General features: G+C 62.6%; 20 protein-coding genes. 3 read left to right on the top strand and 17 right to left on the bottom strand.

Features of this window, described 5'->3' with window-relative positions; genetic code table 11:
- Nucleotides 1-15 precede the first annotated feature (15 nt).
- The 11 genes from ACXAHG_RS14365 to ACXAHG_RS14315 form a co-directional block, all read right to left on the bottom strand.
- Entirely contained in the window at nucleotides 16-555 is a 540-nt protein-coding gene (locus ACXAHG_RS14365) for a DsbE family thiol:disulfide interchange protein (protein ID WP_475042852.1), read from the bottom strand.
- Entirely contained in the window at nucleotides 548-703 is a 156-nt protein-coding gene (ccmD, locus tag ACXAHG_RS14360) for a heme exporter protein CcmD (protein ID WP_222476026.1), read from the bottom strand. Before ccmD ends, ACXAHG_RS14365 begins: the two co-directional genes overlap by 8 nt.
- Nucleotides 703-1,434, bottom strand: a complete 732-nt coding sequence (locus ACXAHG_RS14355; protein WP_475058350.1) for a heme ABC transporter permease — start codon at nucleotides 1,432-1,434, stop codon at nucleotides 703-705. Before ACXAHG_RS14355 ends, ccmD begins: the two co-directional genes overlap by 1 nt.
- 54 nt (nucleotides 1,435-1,488) lie before the next feature.
- A complete protein-coding gene (ccmB, locus tag ACXAHG_RS14350; protein ID WP_475042847.1) occupies nucleotides 1,489-2,145 on the bottom strand; it encodes a heme exporter protein CcmB in 657 nt (218 codons plus the stop codon).
- Nucleotides 2,142-2,756: a heme ABC exporter ATP-binding protein CcmA gene (gene ccmA, locus ACXAHG_RS14345; protein ID WP_475058347.1), complete on the bottom strand. Its 615-nt coding sequence runs from the start codon at nucleotides 2,754-2,756 to the stop codon at nucleotides 2,142-2,144. Before ccmA ends, ccmB begins: the two co-directional genes overlap by 4 nt.
- Before the next feature lie 91 nt (nucleotides 2,757-2,847).
- The gene (locus ACXAHG_RS14340; RefSeq protein ID WP_475042843.1) at nucleotides 2,848-3,201 is read right to left on the bottom strand and encodes an Mth938-like domain-containing protein; all 354 of its coding nucleotides are present in this window, start codon (nucleotides 3,199-3,201) and stop codon (nucleotides 2,848-2,850) included.
- A gap of 11 nt (nucleotides 3,202-3,212) precedes the next feature.
- The gene (locus ACXAHG_RS14335) at nucleotides 3,213-3,965 is read right to left on the bottom strand and encodes a TSUP family transporter (protein ID WP_475058345.1); all 753 of its coding nucleotides are present in this window, start codon (nucleotides 3,963-3,965) and stop codon (nucleotides 3,213-3,215) included.
- Nucleotides 3,958-4,926 (bottom strand): protein translocase subunit SecF, encoded by a 969-nt coding sequence (gene secF, locus ACXAHG_RS14330; protein WP_475058343.1) that lies wholly within the window; start codon nucleotides 4,924-4,926, stop codon nucleotides 3,958-3,960. Before secF ends, ACXAHG_RS14335 begins: the two co-directional genes overlap by 8 nt.
- 1 nt (nucleotide 4,927) lies before the next feature.
- Nucleotides 4,928-6,589 (bottom strand): protein translocase subunit SecD, encoded by a 1,662-nt coding sequence (secD, locus tag ACXAHG_RS14325; protein WP_475058340.1) that lies wholly within the window; start codon nucleotides 6,587-6,589, stop codon nucleotides 4,928-4,930.
- Between the two features lie 33 nt (nucleotides 6,590-6,622).
- On the bottom strand, nucleotides 6,623-6,907 hold the full coding sequence (gene yajC / locus ACXAHG_RS14320; protein ID WP_039130110.1) for a preprotein translocase subunit YajC: 285 nt from the start codon (nucleotides 6,905-6,907) through the stop codon (nucleotides 6,623-6,625).
- A gap of 275 nt (nucleotides 6,908-7,182) precedes the next feature.
- Nucleotides 7,183-7,452 (bottom strand): glutaredoxin, encoded by a 270-nt coding sequence (locus ACXAHG_RS14315; RefSeq protein ID WP_475042836.1) that lies wholly within the window; start codon nucleotides 7,450-7,452, stop codon nucleotides 7,183-7,185.
- A 312-nt stretch (nucleotides 7,453-7,764) separates the two neighbouring features.
- Between ACXAHG_RS14315 and serS the strand changes: the two genes are divergently transcribed.
- Entirely contained in the window at nucleotides 7,765-9,057 is a 1,293-nt protein-coding gene (serS, locus tag ACXAHG_RS14310; RefSeq protein ID WP_475042835.1) for a serine--tRNA ligase, read from the top strand.
- A 72-nt stretch (nucleotides 9,058-9,129) separates the two neighbouring features.
- Here the strand turns inward: serS and ACXAHG_RS14305 are convergent, their stop codons facing one another.
- The 5 genes from ACXAHG_RS14305 to ACXAHG_RS14285 all read right to left on the bottom strand — a co-directional run bounded on the left by ACXAHG_RS14305 (nucleotide 9,130) and on the right by ACXAHG_RS14285 (nucleotide 14,566).
- Nucleotides 9,130-9,681, bottom strand: a complete 552-nt coding sequence (locus ACXAHG_RS14305; RefSeq protein WP_475058337.1) for a helix-hairpin-helix domain-containing protein — start codon at nucleotides 9,679-9,681, stop codon at nucleotides 9,130-9,132.
- Between the two features lie 65 nt (nucleotides 9,682-9,746).
- Complete coding sequence (locus ACXAHG_RS14300; RefSeq protein ID WP_475058366.1) at nucleotides 9,747-10,700, bottom strand: fatty acid desaturase; 954 nt, start codon at nucleotides 10,698-10,700, stop codon at nucleotides 9,747-9,749.
- A gap of 290 nt (nucleotides 10,701-10,990) precedes the next feature.
- Nucleotides 10,991-12,454 carry a ribosome biogenesis GTPase Der gene (der, locus tag ACXAHG_RS14295; protein WP_475058335.1) on the bottom strand — a complete coding sequence of 488 codons (1,464 nt, stop codon included), beginning with the start codon at nucleotides 12,452-12,454 and terminating at the stop codon, nucleotides 10,991-10,993.
- 63 nt (nucleotides 12,455-12,517) lie between these two features.
- Entirely contained in the window at nucleotides 12,518-13,840 is a 1,323-nt protein-coding gene (locus ACXAHG_RS14290; protein ID WP_475058332.1) for a PQQ-like beta-propeller repeat protein, read from the bottom strand.
- A gap of 54 nt (nucleotides 13,841-13,894) precedes the next feature.
- Entirely contained in the window at nucleotides 13,895-14,566 is a 672-nt protein-coding gene (locus tag ACXAHG_RS14285; protein ID WP_475042828.1) for a hypothetical protein, read from the bottom strand.
- Nucleotides 14,567-14,850: 284 nt separating this feature from the next.
- Between ACXAHG_RS14285 and ACXAHG_RS14280 the strand changes: the two genes are divergently transcribed.
- A complete protein-coding gene (locus ACXAHG_RS14280; protein WP_475058330.1) occupies nucleotides 14,851-15,966 on the top strand; it encodes an efflux RND transporter periplasmic adaptor subunit in 1,116 nt (371 codons plus the stop codon).
- Nucleotides 15,963-19,784 carry an efflux RND transporter permease subunit gene (locus ACXAHG_RS14275; RefSeq protein ID WP_475058327.1) on the top strand — a complete coding sequence of 1,274 codons (3,822 nt, stop codon included), beginning with the start codon at nucleotides 15,963-15,965 and terminating at the stop codon, nucleotides 19,782-19,784. Before ACXAHG_RS14280 ends, ACXAHG_RS14275 begins: the two co-directional genes overlap by 4 nt.
- Before the next feature lie 75 nt (nucleotides 19,785-19,859).
- On the opposite strand, the gene ACXAHG_RS14270 is transcribed toward ACXAHG_RS14275, so the two are convergent.
- Nucleotides 19,860-20,186: a hypothetical protein gene (locus ACXAHG_RS14270; protein WP_475058325.1), complete on the bottom strand. Its 327-nt coding sequence runs from the start codon at nucleotides 20,184-20,186 to the stop codon at nucleotides 19,860-19,862.
- Nucleotides 20,187-20,623 lie beyond the last annotated feature (437 nt).

The following is a 20,623-nucleotide window of genomic DNA, read 5'->3' as shown; positions in this document are numbered from 1 at the left end:
GCAGCCGTTGCGGTTTTATTGCCCTGCGGCCTTTTCCATTGCCGGACGCAGAGTGGTTTCAATCACCCGCTGGGTGATGGGGCCGGCAAACCGCAGGACAATCTGACCATTGCCGTCCACCACATAGGTCTCGGGCACGCCATAAAGGCCCCAGTCAATTGCCATGCGGCCCTTCTCGTCGCGGCCGATCGCGGCATAGGGGTCGCCCAGTTCGTTCAGGAAGGCCTCGGCATTGGGCAGCTGGTCCTTGTAGTTGATGCCATAGACCGGGATGCCCTCCTTGGACAGCGCGTCCAGGTTCGGATGCTCCGCCCGGCAGGGCGCGCACCAGCTGGCCCAGTAGTTCACCAGTTTCACAGTCCCGTCGCGCAGGGTTTCGTCGCTGAACATTTCCTTGCCGGGAAACTCATCCAGCACCACCGGCGGTGCAGGCTGGCCTTCGCGGGCAGACGGCAGACTGTTGGGATCCTCGCGGAACATGCCCACAAGCGCGAGACCAACAAAGCCAGCAAACACCACGCCGGGAACCGCCATCAGCGGAGAGATTTTAGCCATTGCGCTTCATCCGGGTTTCCAGGGTTTCCATTTCCCGGCGCACCTTGCGGCCGCGCAGGATTGTCACCACTACCAGCGCCACCAGCAAGAGCAGCGAGGCGCCATAGGCCGACAGCACCGTATCGGCGTATTTTCCAAGATCGGGCATTATGCCTCCAGCCTTTCGCGCGCCATCAGTGCCTTGATGCGGCGGGCGCGGATTTCAGTTCCGGTACGGTAGAGCACCAGGGCGAGGAACAAGAGCACAAACCCTGCCATGCAGACGTATAGCGGCGACGAGAACACATTATGCACGTTTTCCTTTTCGTCCAGCGACAGCGACGCGCCCTGATGCAGTCCCTGGTTCCAGAAGTTCACCGCATAGCGGCTGAGCACCGCAAAGACCGAGCCCACCAGGCAAAGGATCGAGGTCAGGTCGGCGGCGGTGTCCGGATTGTCGATGGCCTCCCACAGGGCGATGTAGCCAAGGTAGAACAGGAACAGCACCAGGAAGGATGTCAGCCTTGGGTCCCAGGCCCACCAGGTGCCCCACATCGGCTGGCCCCAGATCGCACCTGTGATCAGCGCAATCACGGTCATCACCACCCCCACCGGTGCCGCGGCGCGCGCGGCCAGTGCGCTGACGTGGTGGCGGCGGATCACCCAGACCAGCGAGGCCACCAGCATCATGAACCAGGCGTTGATTGCCATCAGGGCTGAGGGCACATGCAGGAAAATGATCTTGACGGTGGAGCCCTGACGGAAATCATCAGGCGTAAAGAAGAAGCCCCAGATCAGGCCTACGGAAATCAGTACCGCTGAGCCGACCCACAGGGCCGGCATCACCTTCTCAGAGGTGGCCAGGAATTTCTTCGGGTTGGCGTATTCCCAGATCGACATGGTGGCTATTTAGCTCTTGTTCTCGGGTTTCTCAATTCACGGGCGCGGCATATGTCAGCGCAAATTGACGCGCAGGACGGCGGCGCTGGCAAAGGGCAGCAGGGCGATGGAAGCGGCGGAGATGCCCGCCAGCAGCAACATGGGTGTCTGGACCGCCATGCCCTCGGCACCGCGGCGGGCCACCTCGGATCCGAAGATCAGCGTCGGCACGTAAAGCGGCATCACCAAGAGCGACATTAACAGGCCGCCGCGTTTCAGCCCCACGGTCAGCGCAGCACCAAAGGTGCCGATGACGGACAGCGCAGGGGTGCCCAGCAACAGCGAGATCACAAGCCATTGGAAGCCTTGCACCGGCAGGTTCAGAAGCACCCCCAGCACCGGCGCCGCCATTACCAGCGGCAGGCCCGTGGTGATCCAATGGGCCAGCGCCTTGATGGTGACGGTGCTTTCCAAGGGCAGCGGCGCGGTCGCCAAAAGGTCGAGCGAACCATCCTCCCAATCCAGCGCCAGCAGCCGGTCCAGCGACAACAGGCAAGCCAGCAGCGCACCCAGCCACAGCACGCCCGGGGCGATGCGGGACAGCAGTTCAGACTGCGGGCCGACGGAAAACGGCACCATCACGGTCACGATCAGGAAAAAGGCAAGGCCGAGGCCAAAGCCGCCGCCTGCACGGAACGCGAGCTTCAGATCCCGCAGCAGAAGCGCAATCACAGGAAGCCTCCGTCAAAATCGTCAATCTCTGGCGGCTTGGCCTTGAAGGGGCCGACATCCAGCACCTCAGCCTCCAGCCCCAGATCAATATGGGTAGCAATCAGGGCAGAGCCGCCCTGCCCCAGATGCGCCCGCACAGAATCCGCGAACATGGCGACGGAGTTTGTATCAAGGCTCACCGTGGGTTCATCCATGATCCAGATGGGGCGCCCCGTAACCAGCATCCGGCTAAGTCCCAGGCGGCGTTTCTGCCCCGCCGACAAGGCACCCGCCTGACGGTCGCGCAAGGTCTGCAGGTCAAAGCCGTCTAGCGCCTGTTCAATGCCATTGCGGCCAAAGACGCTGGCCCAGAAGGTCAGGTTTTCCGCCACTGTCAGCGTTGGCTTCAGCCCGTCGGAATGAGCGGCGTAAGCGATCTGATCCTCTGCGCCCTCGACCCGGCCCTTCAGCGGGGGCTGCAGGCCTGCGACGGTGCGCAGCAGCGTGGTCTTGCCGATGCCGTTGGGGCCGCGCAGGATCAGCGCCTTGCCGGGCTCCAGCGCAAAGCTCAGGCTCTCCAGCACCGGGATGCCGCCGCGGGCCACGCCCAGATCCGTCACAGTCAATGTCATGAGGTTCGCTTATCCCATTGCTCCGGCGCATGAAAAGACCATTCAGCAGATGCCCGCTTTGCGGCAGGTCAAATACATCGGAAATTCATCTTCAGACCGGCAATGCGGCCAAGGCTATCCTGCGGCCCTCGGACAGCAGCACATTGTAAGTGCGGCAGGCGGCAGGTGAATTCATCGCCTCAACGCCCAGCCCTGCGTCCTCCAGCGCCTTGCGCAGGTCTGCCGGGATATGGGCGATCTCAGGCCCGGTGCCGATGAACAGGACATCTATCTCTCCGGCCAGCGCCAGCAGCGGCGCAGCGTCGGCCATGCCACCCCAGCCCGCAGTGCCAGCCGCCGATGTCAGCACGCCGCCCTTATGCACCTGGCCGCCGATGCGGAAGAACCCGTCACCATAGCCGTCGACGGGCATTGCATCGGAGTAGCTCACTTCGTTCAGGCGCATGGGCGGTCCTTTCAGTCAAATACCGGGAGGCTGGATACCACGGCCAGCGCAATCACGGAATAGGAGGCAAAGCGGTAGATCTTCTCCAGCTTGGGATCAAACAGCGCCTTGCCGGTGAGTGTGGTGATTATGTAGGGGATGCCGAGCAGACAGGCCAGGATGACGGCCTTGAGGCTGGCCATGCCGCCAAAGATCAGGTTGGCCGCGATCACCACATCCAGTGCCGCCAGGAACACGATGGTGTTGGCCCGGACCCGTGCGACGTCCCGCACGTTGGCAAGGTAGAACACGATAACCACCGGCCCCGTAAGCCCGGTCATGCCGCCAACGATGCCTGCCGCACCGCCAATGGCAAAACGGCCCGGCCAGCCAAGTTTGCCCTGCCAGCGCCAGCCGGAGACCACGGCCGCCAGCGTCACGCCGATCACCCCGGCGGCAACCCAGCGAAGCGTTAGCGGGTCCATTTGCGACATCAGCCACAACCCTGCTGGCACAGTTACCGCTGCGGCCATGGACAAGGCGCCAACCTCTGCCCTGTCCGCCTTGCTCCAGGCCTGCGGGAACAGCGTGATGGTGGAGAACACACCCATCAGCACCATCAGGAACACCACATCCGCCGAGGGCAGGAACTGCGCGCCCACCGGCACAAAGATCATCGCAGTGCCAAAACCAGTGAAGCCGCGGACTAGACCCGCGGCTCCAATGGTTATCAGAAGCCAGAACAGCCCCGGCGTCTGCAGGGCTGCCTGAAATGCCTCAGGCATCAATATTGCCGAACTGGTTGCCGGTGGTGTTGGCCTGCTTCGACCAGTCGCGCTTCACCCCCAGTTTCAGCAGAATGGTGGAGGCCACGAAGACCGACGAGTAGGTCCCGACAATGACACCCCAGATCATCGCGAAGACGAAGCCGCGGATCACGTCGCCGCCCAGCACATAAAGCGAAATCAGCGCCAGCAGCGTGGTCACAGAGGTCATCACTGTCCGGCTAAGGGTCTCGTTGATCGAGATGTTCAGAACCTCAGTGAGGTCCTTCTTCTTGTAGCGGCGCAGGTTCTCACGCACCCGGTCGAACACAACCACGGTATCGTTCAGCGAGTAGCCGACGATGGTCAGCAGGGCCGCAATGATCGCCAGGTCGAACTTGATCTGCAGTTCCGAGAACACACCGATGGTCAGCACCACATCATGCACAAGGGCGGCCACCGCGCCGAGGGCGAACTGCCACTCAAACCGCAGCCAGATGTAGACCAGCACCGCGGCGATCGCCAGGGCGACCGCAATAATGGCGGTAGTGATCAGCTCGCCCGAGACCTTGGGGCCTACGGATTCGACGGACACGAATTTGATGCCCGGCGCCACCGCGTCCAGCGAGGCCTTCAACGTTTCGATCATCTCGCCGGAGATCGCCTCGCCGTCGTCCTGTGCCTGAATGCGGATCATGGCAACGTGCTGATCTTCATCGAAAGCCGGATCGAACACCTCTGTGATCGACACATCACCCAAGCCGTGCACCGCAAGCGCATCGCGGTAGGCGCCGACGTCCACTGTTTCGGTGGCCTCTGTCCGGATTGTGGTGCCCCCGCGGAAGTCGATGCCGAAGTTCAGCCCCTGATACAGGAAGGAGGCAAAGCCCACTACCATCATCAGGGCCGAGATCCCCAGCCACAGCTTGGCGCGTTTGAAGAAATCGAATGAGGTTTCCTGGGGAACAAGTCTCAGCCGCATATCACACCTCAATCGTTTTCGGACGGCGCCGTTCAAACCACATGACAATCATCAGCCGGGTCACAAAGATCGCGGTGAACACCGAGGTCATGATGCCCAAGCCAAGGGTGATCGCAAATCCGCGCACCGGGCCAGAGCCCATGGCGAACAGGATCACCGCGGTGATGAAAGTGGTGATGTTGGCGTCGAGAATGGCGCTGAGCGCCTTGGAGTAGCCTTCGTCAATGGCCTTGGCCGGACCGCGGCCTGCCTTCAGCTCCTCGCGGATACGCTCAAAGATCAGCACGTTGGCGTCAACCGCCATACCGACCGTCAGAACGATACCCGCAATACCCGGCAGCGTTAGGGTGCCGCCGATCAGGCTAAGCATACCGAAGATCAGCGCGATGTTCAGGATCAGCGCCACATTGGCAAAGAGACCGAACAGCCCATAGCTGAGGCCCATGAACACCAGCACTGCAACAAAGGCCACAATGGTGGCAATCTTGCCCGCATCAATGCTGTCCTGGCCCAGTTCCGGGCCGATGGTGCGCTCTTCCAGGAACTCCAGCCCGGCCGGCAGCGCGCCTGCGCGCAGCAGAACGGCCAGGTTGGTGCTTTCCTCAATGGTGAAGTTGCCAGTGATGATGCCGGAGCCGCCCGGGATATGAGACTGGATCACCGGGGCAGAGACCACCTCGTCATCCAGTACGATGGCAAAGGGAGAGCCGATGTTCTCGGCGGTATAGTCCCCGAACCGCCGCGCACCGGAGGTGTTGAAACGGAAGGTCACGGCAGGCCGGCCGTTCTGGTCAAACGACGGCTGCGCATCCACCAGGTCCTCGCCGGTCACAACCGCAGCGGCTTCCACAGTATAGAACACACCGCCTTCATCCAGCGATGGTATCACCTTGTTGCCGATGCCCGGCGCCGCATCCGCATCGCTGCCGCGGCCCACAACCGGGTTGAAGGTAAGCTGCGCTGTGGTGCCGATGATCGCCTTCAGTTCAGACGCCGAACCGATGCCTGGCACCTGAATCAGAATACGGTCGGCGCCCTGGCGCTGGATGGTCGGCTCGCGGGTGCCGACCTCGTCGATCCGGCGGCGCACGATTTCCAGCGACTGGCGCACGGTGCGGTCGTCGGAGGCGAGCTTTTCCGCCTCGCTCAGCTGAACCACCAGGATGTCGCCCTGAGCCGAAACTTCGATGTCATTGGCGCCCACACCGGTCAGCGTGGTAATGGGGTTGGCCAGACCGCGGACAACGTCCAATGCCCGCGCCATGCCGTCCGGTTTGGACAGCTTCAGACGAATCTGATCCGAAGGCCCCGGCTGGCGGCGGAATGTGCCGACAGTGGAGCGCTCGGGCCGCAGCGCATCGCGCACCTCCGGCCACAGCGCATCCATCCGCGCTTCATAAACGTCTTCGACCTGAACCTCAGCCAGCAGATGCGCGCCGCCGCGCAGATCAAGACCCAGGTTCACCAGGCCCGACGGCAGGAAAGACGGCCACTGAGCCACCGTTTCCAGACGCTCCGGCGTTTCACCCTTGGCGATGATATCGGCGGCCGCGTCATTGGCCTGTTCGACGCGGGTGTAAAACCCGTTTGGCAGGGCAAGCATGATACCAGCTGCGCATACCAGCCAGATCAGCACCCTCTTCCAGAGATCAATTTGCAGCATTGCCCTGCCTTTTCAGATCGTTGCGGGAAACGCTCAGGACGCAGGCTCGGTCTTGTTCAGAACCTGGGCGATGGTCGCCTTGACCACGCGCACCTTGACGCCTTCCGCGATTTCCACTTCGATCTCGCCGTCTTCTTTGACCTTGGCCACCTTGCCGATCACACCGCCCTGGGTGACCACCTGGTCGCCGCGGCGCAGGCCGTCGACCATTGCCTGGTGCTGCTTCATCTTCTTCTGCTGCGGGCGGATCAGCAGGAAGTACATGATCGCGAAGATCAGGATAAGCGGGAGAAATTGGGCGACTGCGCCACCGTCCATGGGATATTCCTTCTGTCAAAGCGGCATGGGGTTTCATGCCGGAATTTTGCAGCGGAACCTATGCGTTGAGGGAAAGGGTTGCAAGGCTCGCGCCGCGCTCAACAGGGCCAAATCCGCACCCCCGCACGATTGTTCTCAAATCAGAAGGCGTCCAGCCCTCCCGGCGCAGGAATATTGGCTGTTTCCGGCTTCCCTGAAACTCAGCATCAGGACTGCGGCTTGAGTTCCAGAATCCCGCAGCGGTGGCCTAATGAAAGCCTCCCAAACTGTACAATTCAACGCCTCCAGAACCGTTTCGGCTTGGGTTTTAGTGCCTTGATGTACTTCTTCAGGTCAGTAAAGCCGCCAACTTTGACGCCATCAATAAAAACAAGCGGCGTCGTGGTGATGTGGTGCTTGTCTTTGAAAGCATCGGTTTCACGGCGCGTTCGAAGAATGTGCTCCTCAACTTCGAACTTTTCACGGTGCAGCAGGTCACGGGCGGCTGTGCCGTAGCCACAGGTGTAGTTGGGCAATTCCATGCGGTAAAGTACGGCCTTGGGCATTTGAGCGGTCCCTCTTGTTCCTGGCCGACTTCGGATGTTGGCCCGTCTTGCGCAAGATCAGGCTGATCACATTGGCGTGGGCTATCTATGGGTCTGCCACTGCATCTTTTCGCCACAGTCGGCCCGCCTGAATATTGTCTGACCGAATTGCATTTCTGAAAGAAGGACCTGCATTGCTCCGAATTTGCAGAAAGCGGTAACTCAGGAACAGTCTGGTTCCACTAAGCTGCCCCCTCTTCCCCTTTCTTCACCCTTGCGTCATAGGATGGGCCTACTGATTCAAACCACCTTTCAACGCTAGGAGAGACTCTCATGCATGACATCCGCGCTATTCGCGAAAATCCTGCCGCTTTCGACGCCGCTGTGGCGCGGCGCGGGGATGCGGGCGTGTCGTCAGAGATCCTGGCGCTGGATGAGGCGCGCCGGGCCAAGATCCTGGCCGCCGAGACCGCTCAGGCAGAGCAGAACAAGGCCTCCAAGGAAGTCGGCGCCGCCAAGGGCCGCGGCGATGAGGCCGAGTTTGAGCGCCTGCGCGCACTGGTGGCGGAGAAGAAAGCCGAAGTGGCTGCGATGAACGCCGAGGCCAAGGAACTGGACGCCAAGCTGACCGGTATGCTGGGCACCATCCCGAACCTCGCGTTCGAGGATGTGCCGCTGGGCGAGGATGAGGACGACAACGTCGAAATCCGCCGCTGGGGCGAACCCAAGGCGCTCGATTTCGAAGCCAAGGAGCATTTCGAGATCGAAGGCGTGAAGCCCGGCATGGATTTCGAGACCGCGGCCAAGCTCTCGGGCAGCCGCTTTGTGGTGCTGTCCGGTGCCGTCGCCCGCATCCACCGCGCCCTGGCGCAGTTCATGATCAACACCCACGTGGACGAAAACGGCCTGACCGAAACCTGGACCCCGGTGCTGGTGCGCGAAGAAATGATGTACGGCACCGGCCAGTTGCCTAAGTTCGGCGAAGACAGCTATAAAACCACCAATGGCTGGTGGCTGGTACCGACGGCTGAGGTCACGCTGACCAATATCGTCAATGGCATGACCGTTGAGGAAGGCTACCTGCCGCGCCGTTATGTGGCGCACACCCAGTGCTTCCGGTCTGAGGCCGGCAGCGCGGGCAAGGACACCGCCGGCATGCTGCGCCAGCATCAGTTCGAGAAGGTCGAGATGGTCTCGGTCACCCATCCGGACAAAAGCATCGAAGAGCATGAGCGGATGACCCGCTGCGCGGAGGACATTCTGGAGCGCCTGGGTCTGCCCTACCGCACCATTGTTCTGTGCACCGGCGACATGGGCTTTGGCGCCCGCAAGACCCACGACATCGAGGTTTGGGTCCCCGGCCAGAAGACCTACCGCGAGATCTCCTCGGTTTCGGTCTGCGGCGACTTCCAGGCCCGCCGGATGAACGCGCGTTTCAAGCCGGCCGATGGCGGCAAGCCGCAGTTCGTGCATACGCTGAACGGCTCCGGCCTGGCGGTGGGCCGCTGCCTGATCGCGGTGCTGGAGAACGGCCAGCAGGCGGATGGTTCGGTCCAGCTGCCCGAAGCCCTGGCGCCTTACCTGGGCGGCAAGCTAACCCTGACTGCCGAGGGTCAGCTGGTCTGATCTGAACTGCACCAGGGAAACAAAGACCGGCGCCATTGGCGCCGGTTTTCTTTTTGAAGCAAAAGGTTGAAGCTATTTCTTCGACTTTTTCTTTTTCTTTCCCGGAACCTGTCCATCCAAAATGGCCTGCGCCTTGGCTTTTTCCCTTTCGATGGCCTTTCTGGCCTTGGCTTTGACCTTCTTGGCCTTCTGCTTGGCTTTGATTTTGGCCTCTGCGAATTCTTCCGCCAGCTGGGCTGCCTTGCGTTTGGCCTTGCGCGCCTTGGCCTGGGCCTTGGCCGCCTTGTCCTCCGCGGCCTGGCGGGCGGCTTCCGCGGCCTCCAGCTTGGCGCTCCACTGGCTGCCGGGGCTGTCTTCTTCCGCTTCTGCCGCCTGGCTTGCAGCCTGTTCCGGCGCTATCAGCCCGTTGAGGGCAGCTGCAGCGGATTTGCCGCTGGTTTCGGCAGGCACGGCTTCCCTTGCTGCGCCCAGAAGCCTGGCTGCTCGGCTTTCCCCAACGCCCGGAATATTGCGCAGCTGCTGCTCATCCTTTGCAGCCAATTCCGCCACGGTTTGAATTCCGTGCGCTTTCAGCAGCTTGGCCAGCGCCGGACCGACACCCTTCAATTTAAGAATGGTTGCCATGCCGTCTTTCTCCCCTTCAGTGTTCTTGTCCTTGCCGCGCGTTGCAGGATCATGTCAGCCAATTACTAGGCGGGAAAGGGCACCAGGCATTTTTTCTCTTCATCCCAAAGCTTAAGCGTCAGCGCCCGCACGGCTTCGGGGAACTTGATCCGTCTCAGCCCCAGTTCCGGCGGCAGGCTGTAATGGCACTGGCGCAGCCGGTAGGACGGGATCCGCGCATTATAATGATGGATGTCATGCAGGGTGATATTGGCCACTGCCATGTCGAAGAACCAGCCAAAGTCCAGGCAGGAGGATCCTTGCAACGCCGCCACTTGCGGATTCAGATCCGGGCGGCGGTCCCAGTAGGTATCCTCGAAATTATGCTGCAAATAGACCAGAAACACGCCGATCATTCCGCCGAGGAAGGAAAACGCCAGCCAGACCCAGATGCCTGTCAATCCCGCCGCCCAATAGAGCAGCCCCAGCATCGCCACGATCACCACATTGTGCAGGATCACGCCCGCGGCGCCGAACCGAGTGGTGTTCTTGGGCCAGCGGTAGCGGATGAAATAGGTAAAGGCGGAGCCCAGCGGCACCAGCACAAACGGGTTGCGGTATAACCGGTAGCCCAGCCGCTCCCAGAAACCGGCCGCCTTCCATTCCCGCAGCGTCATGGTGTGGATCTCGCCGGTCTCGCGGTGCTCCAGGTTGCCAATGTTGGAATGATGCAGGTTGTGGTTCTGCTTCATCACCTCAAACGGTGCAAAGGTGAAGGGCGACAGCACATGGCCGGCGATCTCGTTCTGCAGACGGGTTTCGAACAGCGAGTGATGGCCTGTGTCATGCTGCAGCACGTAAAGGCGCACCGCAGCAAAGGCGAACACAATGCCCGCGGGCAGCATCACATACCAGCGGTCCGCATAGGTGATGGCGAGCCACAGAGACAAAAAGTAAACCGCAAATGTTCCAAAATAGCTGAGCGATGCCAGCCGGTTGTCCTTTACTGTGTACTTACGCGTATGTGCCCTCAGATCCATGAAACCATCCATAAAATCTTTGCGTGACAGCTGTGCAAAATGCCCAGCCCATCCAAGGTAAAAATCCAGATAATCCCGCCCCGCGCAAAGACAAGGCTACCGTGCAACAAACGCTTCAACCCTAACGATAATATCCCGGCCGCTGGAAGGAAATACAACCATGCTGCAAAGGCGGATAACGGCGAAACACCGCGCAACGCAAAACGCCGCCCTTCGGGGCGGCGCGGGGCCCAACGGGCCAAGGTATTCTTTGAATGCCGCGCGGCCGGGCGGGAGATCCCGCCGCTGCGTCAGCTGCCGCGCTTCTTCAGGTGCTTTTCCAGCGCGCCTGCGTTCTTGGGCCGTTTGCCCTTGTACGGGTTCTTGTCGCCCTGCCCGCGCATGTAAAGGCGGATCGGGGTACCGGGCATGTCGAAATCCTCGCGCAGGCCATTGACCAGATAGCGGGTATAGCTTTCCGGCAGTTTGTCGGGGTGCGAGCACATCACCACAAATCCCGGCGGGCGGCTTTTAGCCTGAGTCATGTAGCGAAGCTTGATCCGCTTGCCCTGGGGGGCCGGCGGCGGGTGCTGCTCCAGCATGCCAACAAGCCAGCGGTTCAGCGCCGCGGTGGGGACGCGCCGGTTCCAGGTTCCATAGGCACGCATGATCGCCTCGTGCAGCCGGTCCAGCCCCTTGCCGGTCTTGGCCGAAACCGTGACCAGAGGCGCGCCGCGCAGCTGCGGAAGCAGGCGTCCAAAGGCCTCCTTGAGGTCGCGCAGTTTTTCCTGCTTGTGCTCTTCGGCGTCCCATTTGTTGACCGCCACCACAACCGCGCGCCCCTCGCGCTCGGCCAGGTCGGCAATCCGCAGGTCCTGCTGTTCGAACGGGATGCTGGCGTCCAGCAGCACTACCACGACCTCGGCAAATTTCACCGCACGCAGGCCATCGGAGACAGAAAGCTTTTCCAGCTTCTCCTGCACCTTTGCCTTCTTGCGCATGCCGGCGGTGTCGAACACCCGCATCGGCGTGTCTTTCCAGTTGATCTTCAAGGAGATCGCATCGCGGGTGATCCCGGCCTCGGGCCCGGTCAGCAGCCGGTCCTCACCCAGGATCTTGTTGATCAGCGTCGACTTGCCCGCATTCGGGCGGCCGACAACAGCAACCTGCAAGGGTTTTGCGTCGGTCGGGACCGGAATGATCTCTTCCTCGTCCTCACCGATCTCTTCATAGACCTCAACGTCCGTGGCAGGCGCATGCTCTTCGGCCGCGGCTTCGAATTTTTCCGCCAGCGGCTGCAGGATGCCGTAAAGGTCCGGCATCCCCTCGCCGTGTTCGCCGGACAGACGCAGCGGCTCGCCCAGGCCCAGGCCGTAGGCTTCCAGAACGCCGGCCTCGGCGGCGTTGCCCTCGGCCTTGTTGGCGGCCAGGATCACATGCGCGGACTTGCGGCGCAGGATATCGGCGAAGATCTCGTCGGTCGGGGTGACGCCGGTGCGGGCGTCGATCATGAACAGGCAGATATCAGCCACATCCACCGCCCGCTCTGTCAGGCGGCGCATGCGGCCCTCAAGCGAGTTGTCGGTGGCGTCCTCCAGGCCCGCGGTGTCAATCACCGTGAACCGCAGATCGCCGAGCCGCGCCGCGCCCTCGCGCAGGTCGCGCGTGACGCCCGGCTGGTCGTCGACCAGGGCCAGCTTCTTGCCCACAAGGCGGTTGAACAGGGTGGACTTGCCCACATTGGGACGGCCCACGATGGCGAGGGTAAAGGACATCAGACCAACTTTCTGCGACTCAAGGTGCGGCACATAGCGTATCTGTACGGCAACCGCCAGTGCTCAGCGGTATGCCAGCAAGTCGCCTTTGGAGGAAACCACGTAGAGCGTGCGCCCTGCAACAACCGGTGCCGTCGTGGCACCGCCGGGCACCTCAATGCTGCGGGACAGGCTGCCATCCTGTGGATTAAAGAACCGCAGCACCCCGTCATTGGAGGCCAGCAGGATCTGGCCGCCTGCCAGAACCGGGCCGTAATGCACGTGGATCTGGCCGCGCTTGCCCGGCTTGTCCTTCAAGTAGCCCGGCAGGTCCACCGCCCAGATGACCTCGCCATTGTCTGCGTCCAGGCGCAGAAGCTGGTTCAGATCGCTCACCTGAAACAGGCTGCCGCCAGCGGGCCAGGCTGTGCCGGAGGCCCCTTCGCGCGCTGTCCAAAGACGTTCGCCCGTGTCCAGATCAAAAGCCACTGTGCGGCCGGAATTGTTGCCCGCATAGATCCGCTTGCCTGAAACCACCGGCGCACCGGTAACATCGCTGATCCGTGACAGGGTCTGTCCGGTGCGCTGGCCTGAGACTGACGCACTCCAGCGGCGCAGGCCGCCGCGGCGGAAGGTGGCGATCAGGTCGCCGGATCCGAAGGCAAAGATCGCAAGGTCATTGGTCACCACCGGCGCAGGTGCGCCCAGGATATTGGAAGCAGAGGGCGAAGCCTCGATCTGCCAGGCAATCCGCCCGTCCTTTGCATTCACCGCCCAGCCGGTATCGTCACCGGCCACCAGATAGACCAGCCCGCCGCTGACCCGCGGCTGGCCGGAGCCGGTGGCATCAAGTTCCTGGCGCCAGACCAGGCTGCCGTCTGCCGCATTCAAGGCAGTCAGAACGCCAAAACCGGATGAGACATAAAGAATACCGTCGTCATAAGCCAAGCCGCCGCCGGTCGCCTGGCCTTCCTCATCCTCTGCGGGGATCAGCTCGCTCTGCCACAGCAGTTGCCCCTGCGGCGACACCGCCGACACCTTGGCATCACTGTCCAGCGTGTAGACGCGCCCGGCGCCGACTACCGGCGTGGCGGTAATGCGCTTGCGGCGCCCGTCGCCTTCGCCGATGGCGGTGGACCAGGCAAGCTGCGGCGCAGCTGACAGCGCGGGATGCGCCGTGCGCCCGGCCTCGGCGCCGTGCCCCTGGGCCCATTCGGGATTGGCAGCCTGTTTCGGCAGCGAAATTGCGCGGGACTGGTTCACCACCTCCACGGCTGTCTCCGGCCGGATATCTTCGCGCTCTCCGCGCAAGATGATCTCTTCTTCTGCACAGGCCGCCAAAACGGCTGCAGCCGCGGTTGTGCAAAGAAGCGCCCGTGCCCGGGTGAAAGTGCTGATTTTTGTCATTGCCCTGCCCTGTGTGCCGTTCTTTTTTCCGCAAGTTCCCATCTGCGGAGCGCCTTACCCCTCAGGCGCGGCGGTATCCTCAATCGAGCCGCCAAGCGCCACAATCACCTGAGTTGCGCGGTCTTTCAAGTCTCCACTCGCCGCTGCATCCGCCGCAATGCTCTGAAGACGGGCAATTGCCGCCTCGCTGTTGCCCTCTTCGATCTCCAGCAGCGCCAGCTGTTCCGAGGCCAGCAGCGCCAGCGGTGCTCCCGGCTGCGCCAGCGCTTCATATTGCAGGCGGCGTTCTGCAACGCTCAGGCTGCCGGCCTGGAGCGCCAGCGCCTTGAAACTGGCAATATGCCGGTAGATCAGCGGCAGGCTGCCATCCACGGCGACGGCCTCCAGCTGCGCGACGGCTTCAGCCTGCTTGCCGGCATCGGCCAGCGCGCCTGCTTCCAGCATCCCGAGAATGGCAGCGCCGCCAGCGCTGTCCGCAGAAACTGCCGCCAGCGCTTCCGCCTGCGCCGCGCTGCCTTCGATCTCCAATGCAGCGGTGATACCGTCCCCCAGCGCCTCAGCCGCGGCTTGGTCCTGCGCTTTGGAGTATTCCCGGAACGCCGCGCCGCCGACAATCAGCGCGACCGCTGCACCGCCAATCCAGCCATAGCGCTTCAGCATCAGGAAAAGCCGGTCACGGCGGACCTCTTCGGTCACTTCGTCGATGAAACTGTCGGTATCGCTCATGAAAAGCCCCTGCGATGCGCGGCCCGGGCTGCTGCCCGCACCGGTATTGAATGCGTTGCGCCCCTCTTACCCCGCCTCAAAGGCCAAGCCAAGTGGCCCGTTTGCACCAGAAACTTCTGCATTCCTGCAAGAAAAGCAAGAAATGTGAACTAAACCACTTAGTTTAGAATGGACATCTCCTATATCAGGCCTATCACATACGCGCGAGTCCCTCCGTGACAGCGCCAGGCCAGCGCCCGGGCTTCACCCCAAGGGGACAGACAGGAAACAGGAAAGGCCCAACCATGCGTATCGTACCGGTACTGACCGCCGCAGCGGTGATGACCGCCCTCTATCTGGTGGTGATTGAGCGCGACGATCTGATGGCCTTTGCCCGGGGAGAGGATGCTGCCGCGGCGGCTGAGACCGGCGCGGAACCTGCCGTATCCCAGGAACTCGCCCAAGCCGAGGACACCCGTGTTGGCGTGGTGGCGCTGCACAGCAAGGCGCGCACCATCGGCAGCGCGGTGATCCTGCGCGGCCAGACCCAGGCGATCCGCCAGGTTGAGGTGCGGGCCGAAACGACCTCCACCGTGACCTCGGAACCGCTGCGCAAGGGCGCCCACGTCAAGAAGGGCGACCTGCTGTGCGAGCTGGACCCGGGCACCCGTCCCGCCATGCTGCTGCAGGCGCAAGCCCAGCTGAAAGAGGCCAAGATCAACCTCACCGCCGCATCGAAACTGTCCGAGGGCGGATATGCATCCGAAACCCGGCTGGCCGCCGCCGAGGCCGCAGAACGCTCTGCCTTGGCATCTGTTGCATCGGCAGAACGCGAGATTGCCCATTTGCGGATCACCGCGCCGTTCGACGGGCTGCTGGAAAGCGATACCGCAGAACTGGGCAGCCTGCTGCAGCCCGGCAGCCTCTGCGGCACCGTGATTCAGCTAGATACCATCAAGCTCGTCGGCTTTGTGCCCGAGGCGGAAGTGAACAAAGTGGAACTGGGCGCCGATGCAGGCGCCGAACTGGCCACCGGCCAGCGGGTGCAGGGCAAGGTCACCTTCCTCAGCCGCTCCGCGGATCCCAACACCCGCACGTTCGAGGTCGAGATCACCGTGCCCAACCCGGACCTCAGCATCCGCGACGGCCAGACCGCCGACATCGCGATCTCCTCTGCCGGGCGGCTGGCCCATAAGGTGCCGCAGTCGGCGCTGACCCTGAACAACGAGGGCCAGCTGGGCGTGCGCGTTGTCGGATCGGACAGCACCGTGGTATTCTACCCCGTGCAGCTGCTCAGGGATGAGGCCGACGGCGTCTGGCTGGGCGGCCTGCCCGAAACCGCGGATGTGATCGTGGTGGGCCAGGATTTTGTCACCGAAGGCGTCGCCGTGGCGGCCACCTACCGGGAGAATGAACAGTGATTGGCATCGTCGATTGGGCCGCCGGCCGCGCCCGGATGGTCCTCGCCTTCATCGCAATCTCGCTTCTGGTCGGCGGGTTTGCTTATTCCATGCTGCCCAAAGAGGGCGAGCCGGACATCGAAATCCCAGCCCTGTTCATCTCGGTCCCCTTCCCCGGCATCTCTGCCGAGGATGCCGAATCCCTGATGGTCAAGGTGATGGAGACCGAGCTTGCCGACCTCGACGGGCTCGACAAGATGACCTCCACCGCCGCCGAAGGCTATGCCGGGGTGGCGCTGGAGTTTGAGTTCGGCTGGAACAAGACCGCGATCATGGCCGACGTGCGCGACGCGATGGACAAAGCCGAGGCGGAATTCCCCGACGGCGCTGAAAAATACTCGATCACCGAAATCAACTTCTCCGAATTCCCGATCGTCATCGTCAACCTGACCGGTGCGGTACCGGAACGTACGATGGCGCGTATTGCCAAGGACTTGCAGGACGACCTTGAAGCGCTGGATGCGGTGCTGGAGGCAGGCATTGCAGGCAACCGCGACGAGATGGTCGAGGTGCTGATCGACCCGCTGCGGCTGGAAGCCTATAACGTCACCGCCCTTGAGCTGATCAATGTTGTGCAGAACAACAACCAGCTGATTGCCGCGGGCGAAGTGGAAAGCAGCCAGGGCGCCTTCTCGGTCAAGATCCCCTCCTCCTTTGACGATGTGCAGGACATCTACCGGCTGCCGGTCAAAACCAATGGCGACCGCGTGGTCACTCTGGGCGAGCTTGCGCAGATCAACTTCACCTTTGAAGACCGCGAAGGCACCGCCCGCTTCAACGGCGAGGACACGGTGGCGCTGCAGGTGGTGAAGCGCAAGGGCTACAACCTGATCGACACCGTCAACCTGGTGAAGGAGACCATCCAGGCCTCCAAGGCCAAATGGCCGCCGGAATTGCAGGCGGCGGTCGAGGTTGGCACCTCCAACGACCAAAGCCGCGTTGTCGGCTCGATGGTGAGCCAGCTTGAGGGCTCGGTTCTGACCGCAGTGGCACTGGTGATGATCGTCGTGCTCTCCGCGCTTGGCAGCCGTGCTGCCCTGCTGGTGGGCTTTGCGATCCCCACCTCTTTCCTCTTGTGCTTTGCCTTCCTCGCGCTGATGGGTGTCACCATTTCCAACATGGTAATGTTCGGCCTGATCCTCGCCGTCGGCATGCTGGTCGACGGCGCCATCGTGATCGTGGAATACGCCGACAAGCGCATCAAGGAAGGCTCAGGCCCGATGCACGCCTATGTCGAGGCGGCCCAGCGGATGTTCTGGCCGGTGGTCTCCTCCACCGCCACCACGCTCTGCGCCTTCCTGCCGCTGCTGTTCTGGCCCGGTGTCCCGGGTGAGTTCATGGGCATGCTGCCGGTCACCATGATCTTCGTGCTGTCCGCATCGCTGGTGGTGGCATTGATCTACCTGCCGGTCATGGGCGGCGTCACCGGCCGCATCAGCCGTACGTTTGAGGGCGCTTCCCGCGCCCTGCGCATGATCGCGCCCTGGTGGCTGCGCGCGGCTTTGGTGCCGCTGCCGATGTGGGGCATGTTCGCAGGCGCCATGCAGATGCTGAACCCGGCCTATCTGCTGGGCGCAGGCGCGGGCCTGGGCGGCGTGCTGTTCGGCGGGCTGGTCTTTACCCTGTCGGCCTTTGCCGCCTCCATCACCCTCAGCGCGGTGAAGATCGAGCGCGAGCAGACAGAGGCCGCGCCCGGTTACCGCCACACGCCGTTTGGCCATGTGATCAAGTTCATTGCCGGCAACCCGATCATGCCGGTGGTCACCATCGTCGCCGTCGTGTTTGCAATCTCTTCCGTGTTTACCGCTTATGGCGAGAACAACCGCGGCGTTGAATTCTTCGTGGATTCGGAACCGGAGCAGGCCTCGGCCTATGTCCGCGCCCGCGGCAACATCTCGCTGCATGAAAAGGACGGGATGGTCCGCGCCGCCGAAAACATTATCATGCAGCACCACGCGGTGATCAACGTGTTCTCCTTTGCCGGCGACGGCGGCCTCAACACCGACAGCTCCGGCGCGCAGCTGCCGCCGGACACCATCGGCCAGGTCCAGTTCGAGATCATCCCCTGGGAAGACCGCCCGACCCAAAGCGAGCCGCTGGATGGCTGGTTCGGCGGGCTGCTGACCGAATACCTGGGTGTTGAAAAGGAAATCATCGCCGAGGAATACGGCGGCAACACCGTACTGGACGAGCTCAACGCCGAACTGGCCAAGCTGCCCGGCTTCGAGGTCGAAGTCCGCGCCCTGGCGCAAGGCCCTGCCACCGGCAAACCGGTGCACCTGCGTCTGCGCGGCGACGGCTGGGAGGATCTGACCGCCGCCACCCTGGCCGCACGGGCGCATTTCGAATCCACCCCCGGCCTGATCCTGATCGAGGACAGCCTGCCCCTGCCCGGCATCGACTGGCAGATCGACGTGGATGTCGAGAAGGCCGGCCGCTACGGCGCCGATGTGGCCACCGTGGGCGCCATGGTGCAGCTTGTCACGCGCGGTATCCTGCTGGACACCATGCGAGTCGACAGCTCCGACGAGGAAATCGACATCCGCGTCCGGCTGCCGGAACAGGACCGGGTGCTGTCGACACTCGACAGCCTCAAGGTCCGCACCGCCGACGGGCTGGTGCCGCTGTCAAACTTCATCACCCGCCAGCCGGTTCCGAAACTGGCCCAGATCAACCGCATCGGCCAGGAGCGGTATTATGACGTCAAGGCGGATGTGACAGCCGGCCTCAGCAAGGTCGAGGCAGAAGATCCGGACACCGGCGAAATGACCCGGCTGGCCCTGCTCAAGGAACTGCCAGAGGGCACTGCCGCATCGGGTGACACCCTTACCGCCCCCAACGGCAGCACGCTGGAGCTGGTGCAGCTGACCGGCGCCGAAAGCTTTGAAGCCGTGCAGGCGGCGATCAGCGAGGGCGCCAAAATTGTTCCGGTGAACCCGAACGAACGGATCATGTTGATCACCGAATGGCTGGACACCAACCCGCTGCCGCGCAGCATCAGCTGGGAATGGACCGGCGACCAGGAGGAGCAGGCGGAATCCGGCGCCTTCCTGTCCAAGGCCTTTGCCGGCGCGCTGGCGCTGATGTTCGTGATCCTGCTGGCCCAGTTCAACAGCTTCTACAACTCAGTGCTGGTGCTCTTGGCGGTGGTGCTCTCCACCACCGGTGTGCTGATCGGCATGCTGGTCATGAACCAGCCGTTTTCGATCATCATGACCGGCACCGGCATCGTGGCGCTGGCGGGGATCGTGGTGAACAACAACATCGTGCTGATCGACACCTATCAGGAATTCAGCCAGAAGATGCCCCGGATCGAGGCGATCATCCGCACCGCAGAGGCCCGCATCCGTCCAGTGCTCTTGACCACCATCACCACGATGGCGGGTCTCACCCCGATGATGTTCGGCGTCAGCCTGGACTTCATCAACGGCGGCTATTCTATCGACAGCCCCACTGCGCTGTGGTGGAAACAGCTGGCCACCGCCGTGGTCTTCGGCCTGGGCATCGCCACCATTCTGACGCTGGTGCTGACACCGTCGCTGCTGGCAATCCGGGTCTGGTTCTCCACCTACATGCGGGCCCTGGGGCGGGCGCTGTCGCGGATCACCCGCGGCCGCTCCAGCCGCATCGCGCAGGACTCAAAGCTGTTCAAGAAGGCCCGCCAGCTTCCCACCACCGAAATCCAGTGGGTTGAAGAGCCAGCCCCGGAGACAAGTGAATGTGAAGAGGACGAACCGCAGCCCCCGGCCCCGCGCGGCCGCCTGCGCGCAGCAGAGTAACCGGACAAAGAAAAAGCCCCGCTGCCGCGGGGCTTTTTACTTTCAGGGGCAGGCCCGGCCGCCCACTGGCTGGGATCAATCGGTAAAAGTGTATTCACCCAGCTCACACAGATCGAGGCCATAGTCCTCAGCCTCGGACCCGTCGGCAAAACCGCCACGGATGTCATAGACGCAGGTGGTTGACCCATCGGCGATCAGCACACCGATCTCATAGCCGGGTGCCAGATAACCTCCGTCCAGCAGGTTTTCCTCCCAATCGTCCGAAGACGCGGGCGATACATTAAATTCAACCAGTTCGGCGCTGCTGTCATTGAAAAGCAGGAACTCCAGGTCCTCGGCAAAAGCGGGCGCCTGGAAGGCCAGCAAAGCGGCAGCGGAAAGAGCGGGCAGAAGTTTCTTCATCAGTTTGTCCTTTTGGCCAGGCCGCGCGGCGCCATGCCGCAGGTCCCGGATCAGGCGTACTTTATTGCGCACCGGGAGCTGGTCAACGGGGAAAGCGTGCAATGGTTTCCCAACCAAGGCTGGCAAGGTGCTGCGCCCTGCAGGCACCCTTCACGCTTCGGCAGGGAAGTTCTGATACCCGGTGATCGTCGATCTTACTGCCGGGAAGGAAAACAGCACATGCCGCGACCCAGCTCCCCAGCAAAGACGCTTGCCGGAACCGCGGGGCTGGTGCTGCTCGCTGCGGTCGCCTATTTCGCCCTTCACCCGCCAGATCCGGGCACCAGGGCCGATCCCCTCGCAATAGTCTTCCGCAAGGCAAGGAAGCGCGGTCCACGGCACTGGTTCTTACCGGCGCTGAGGGCTGGGGCAGCGACCTGGCGGCGCGTGCGCAGCGG

This window comes from Leisingera sp. ABD4_442, assembly GCF_056160905.1.
Note: the sequence above shows the minus strand (reverse complement) of the source record. Positions and strands in the feature narration are given on the sequence as shown.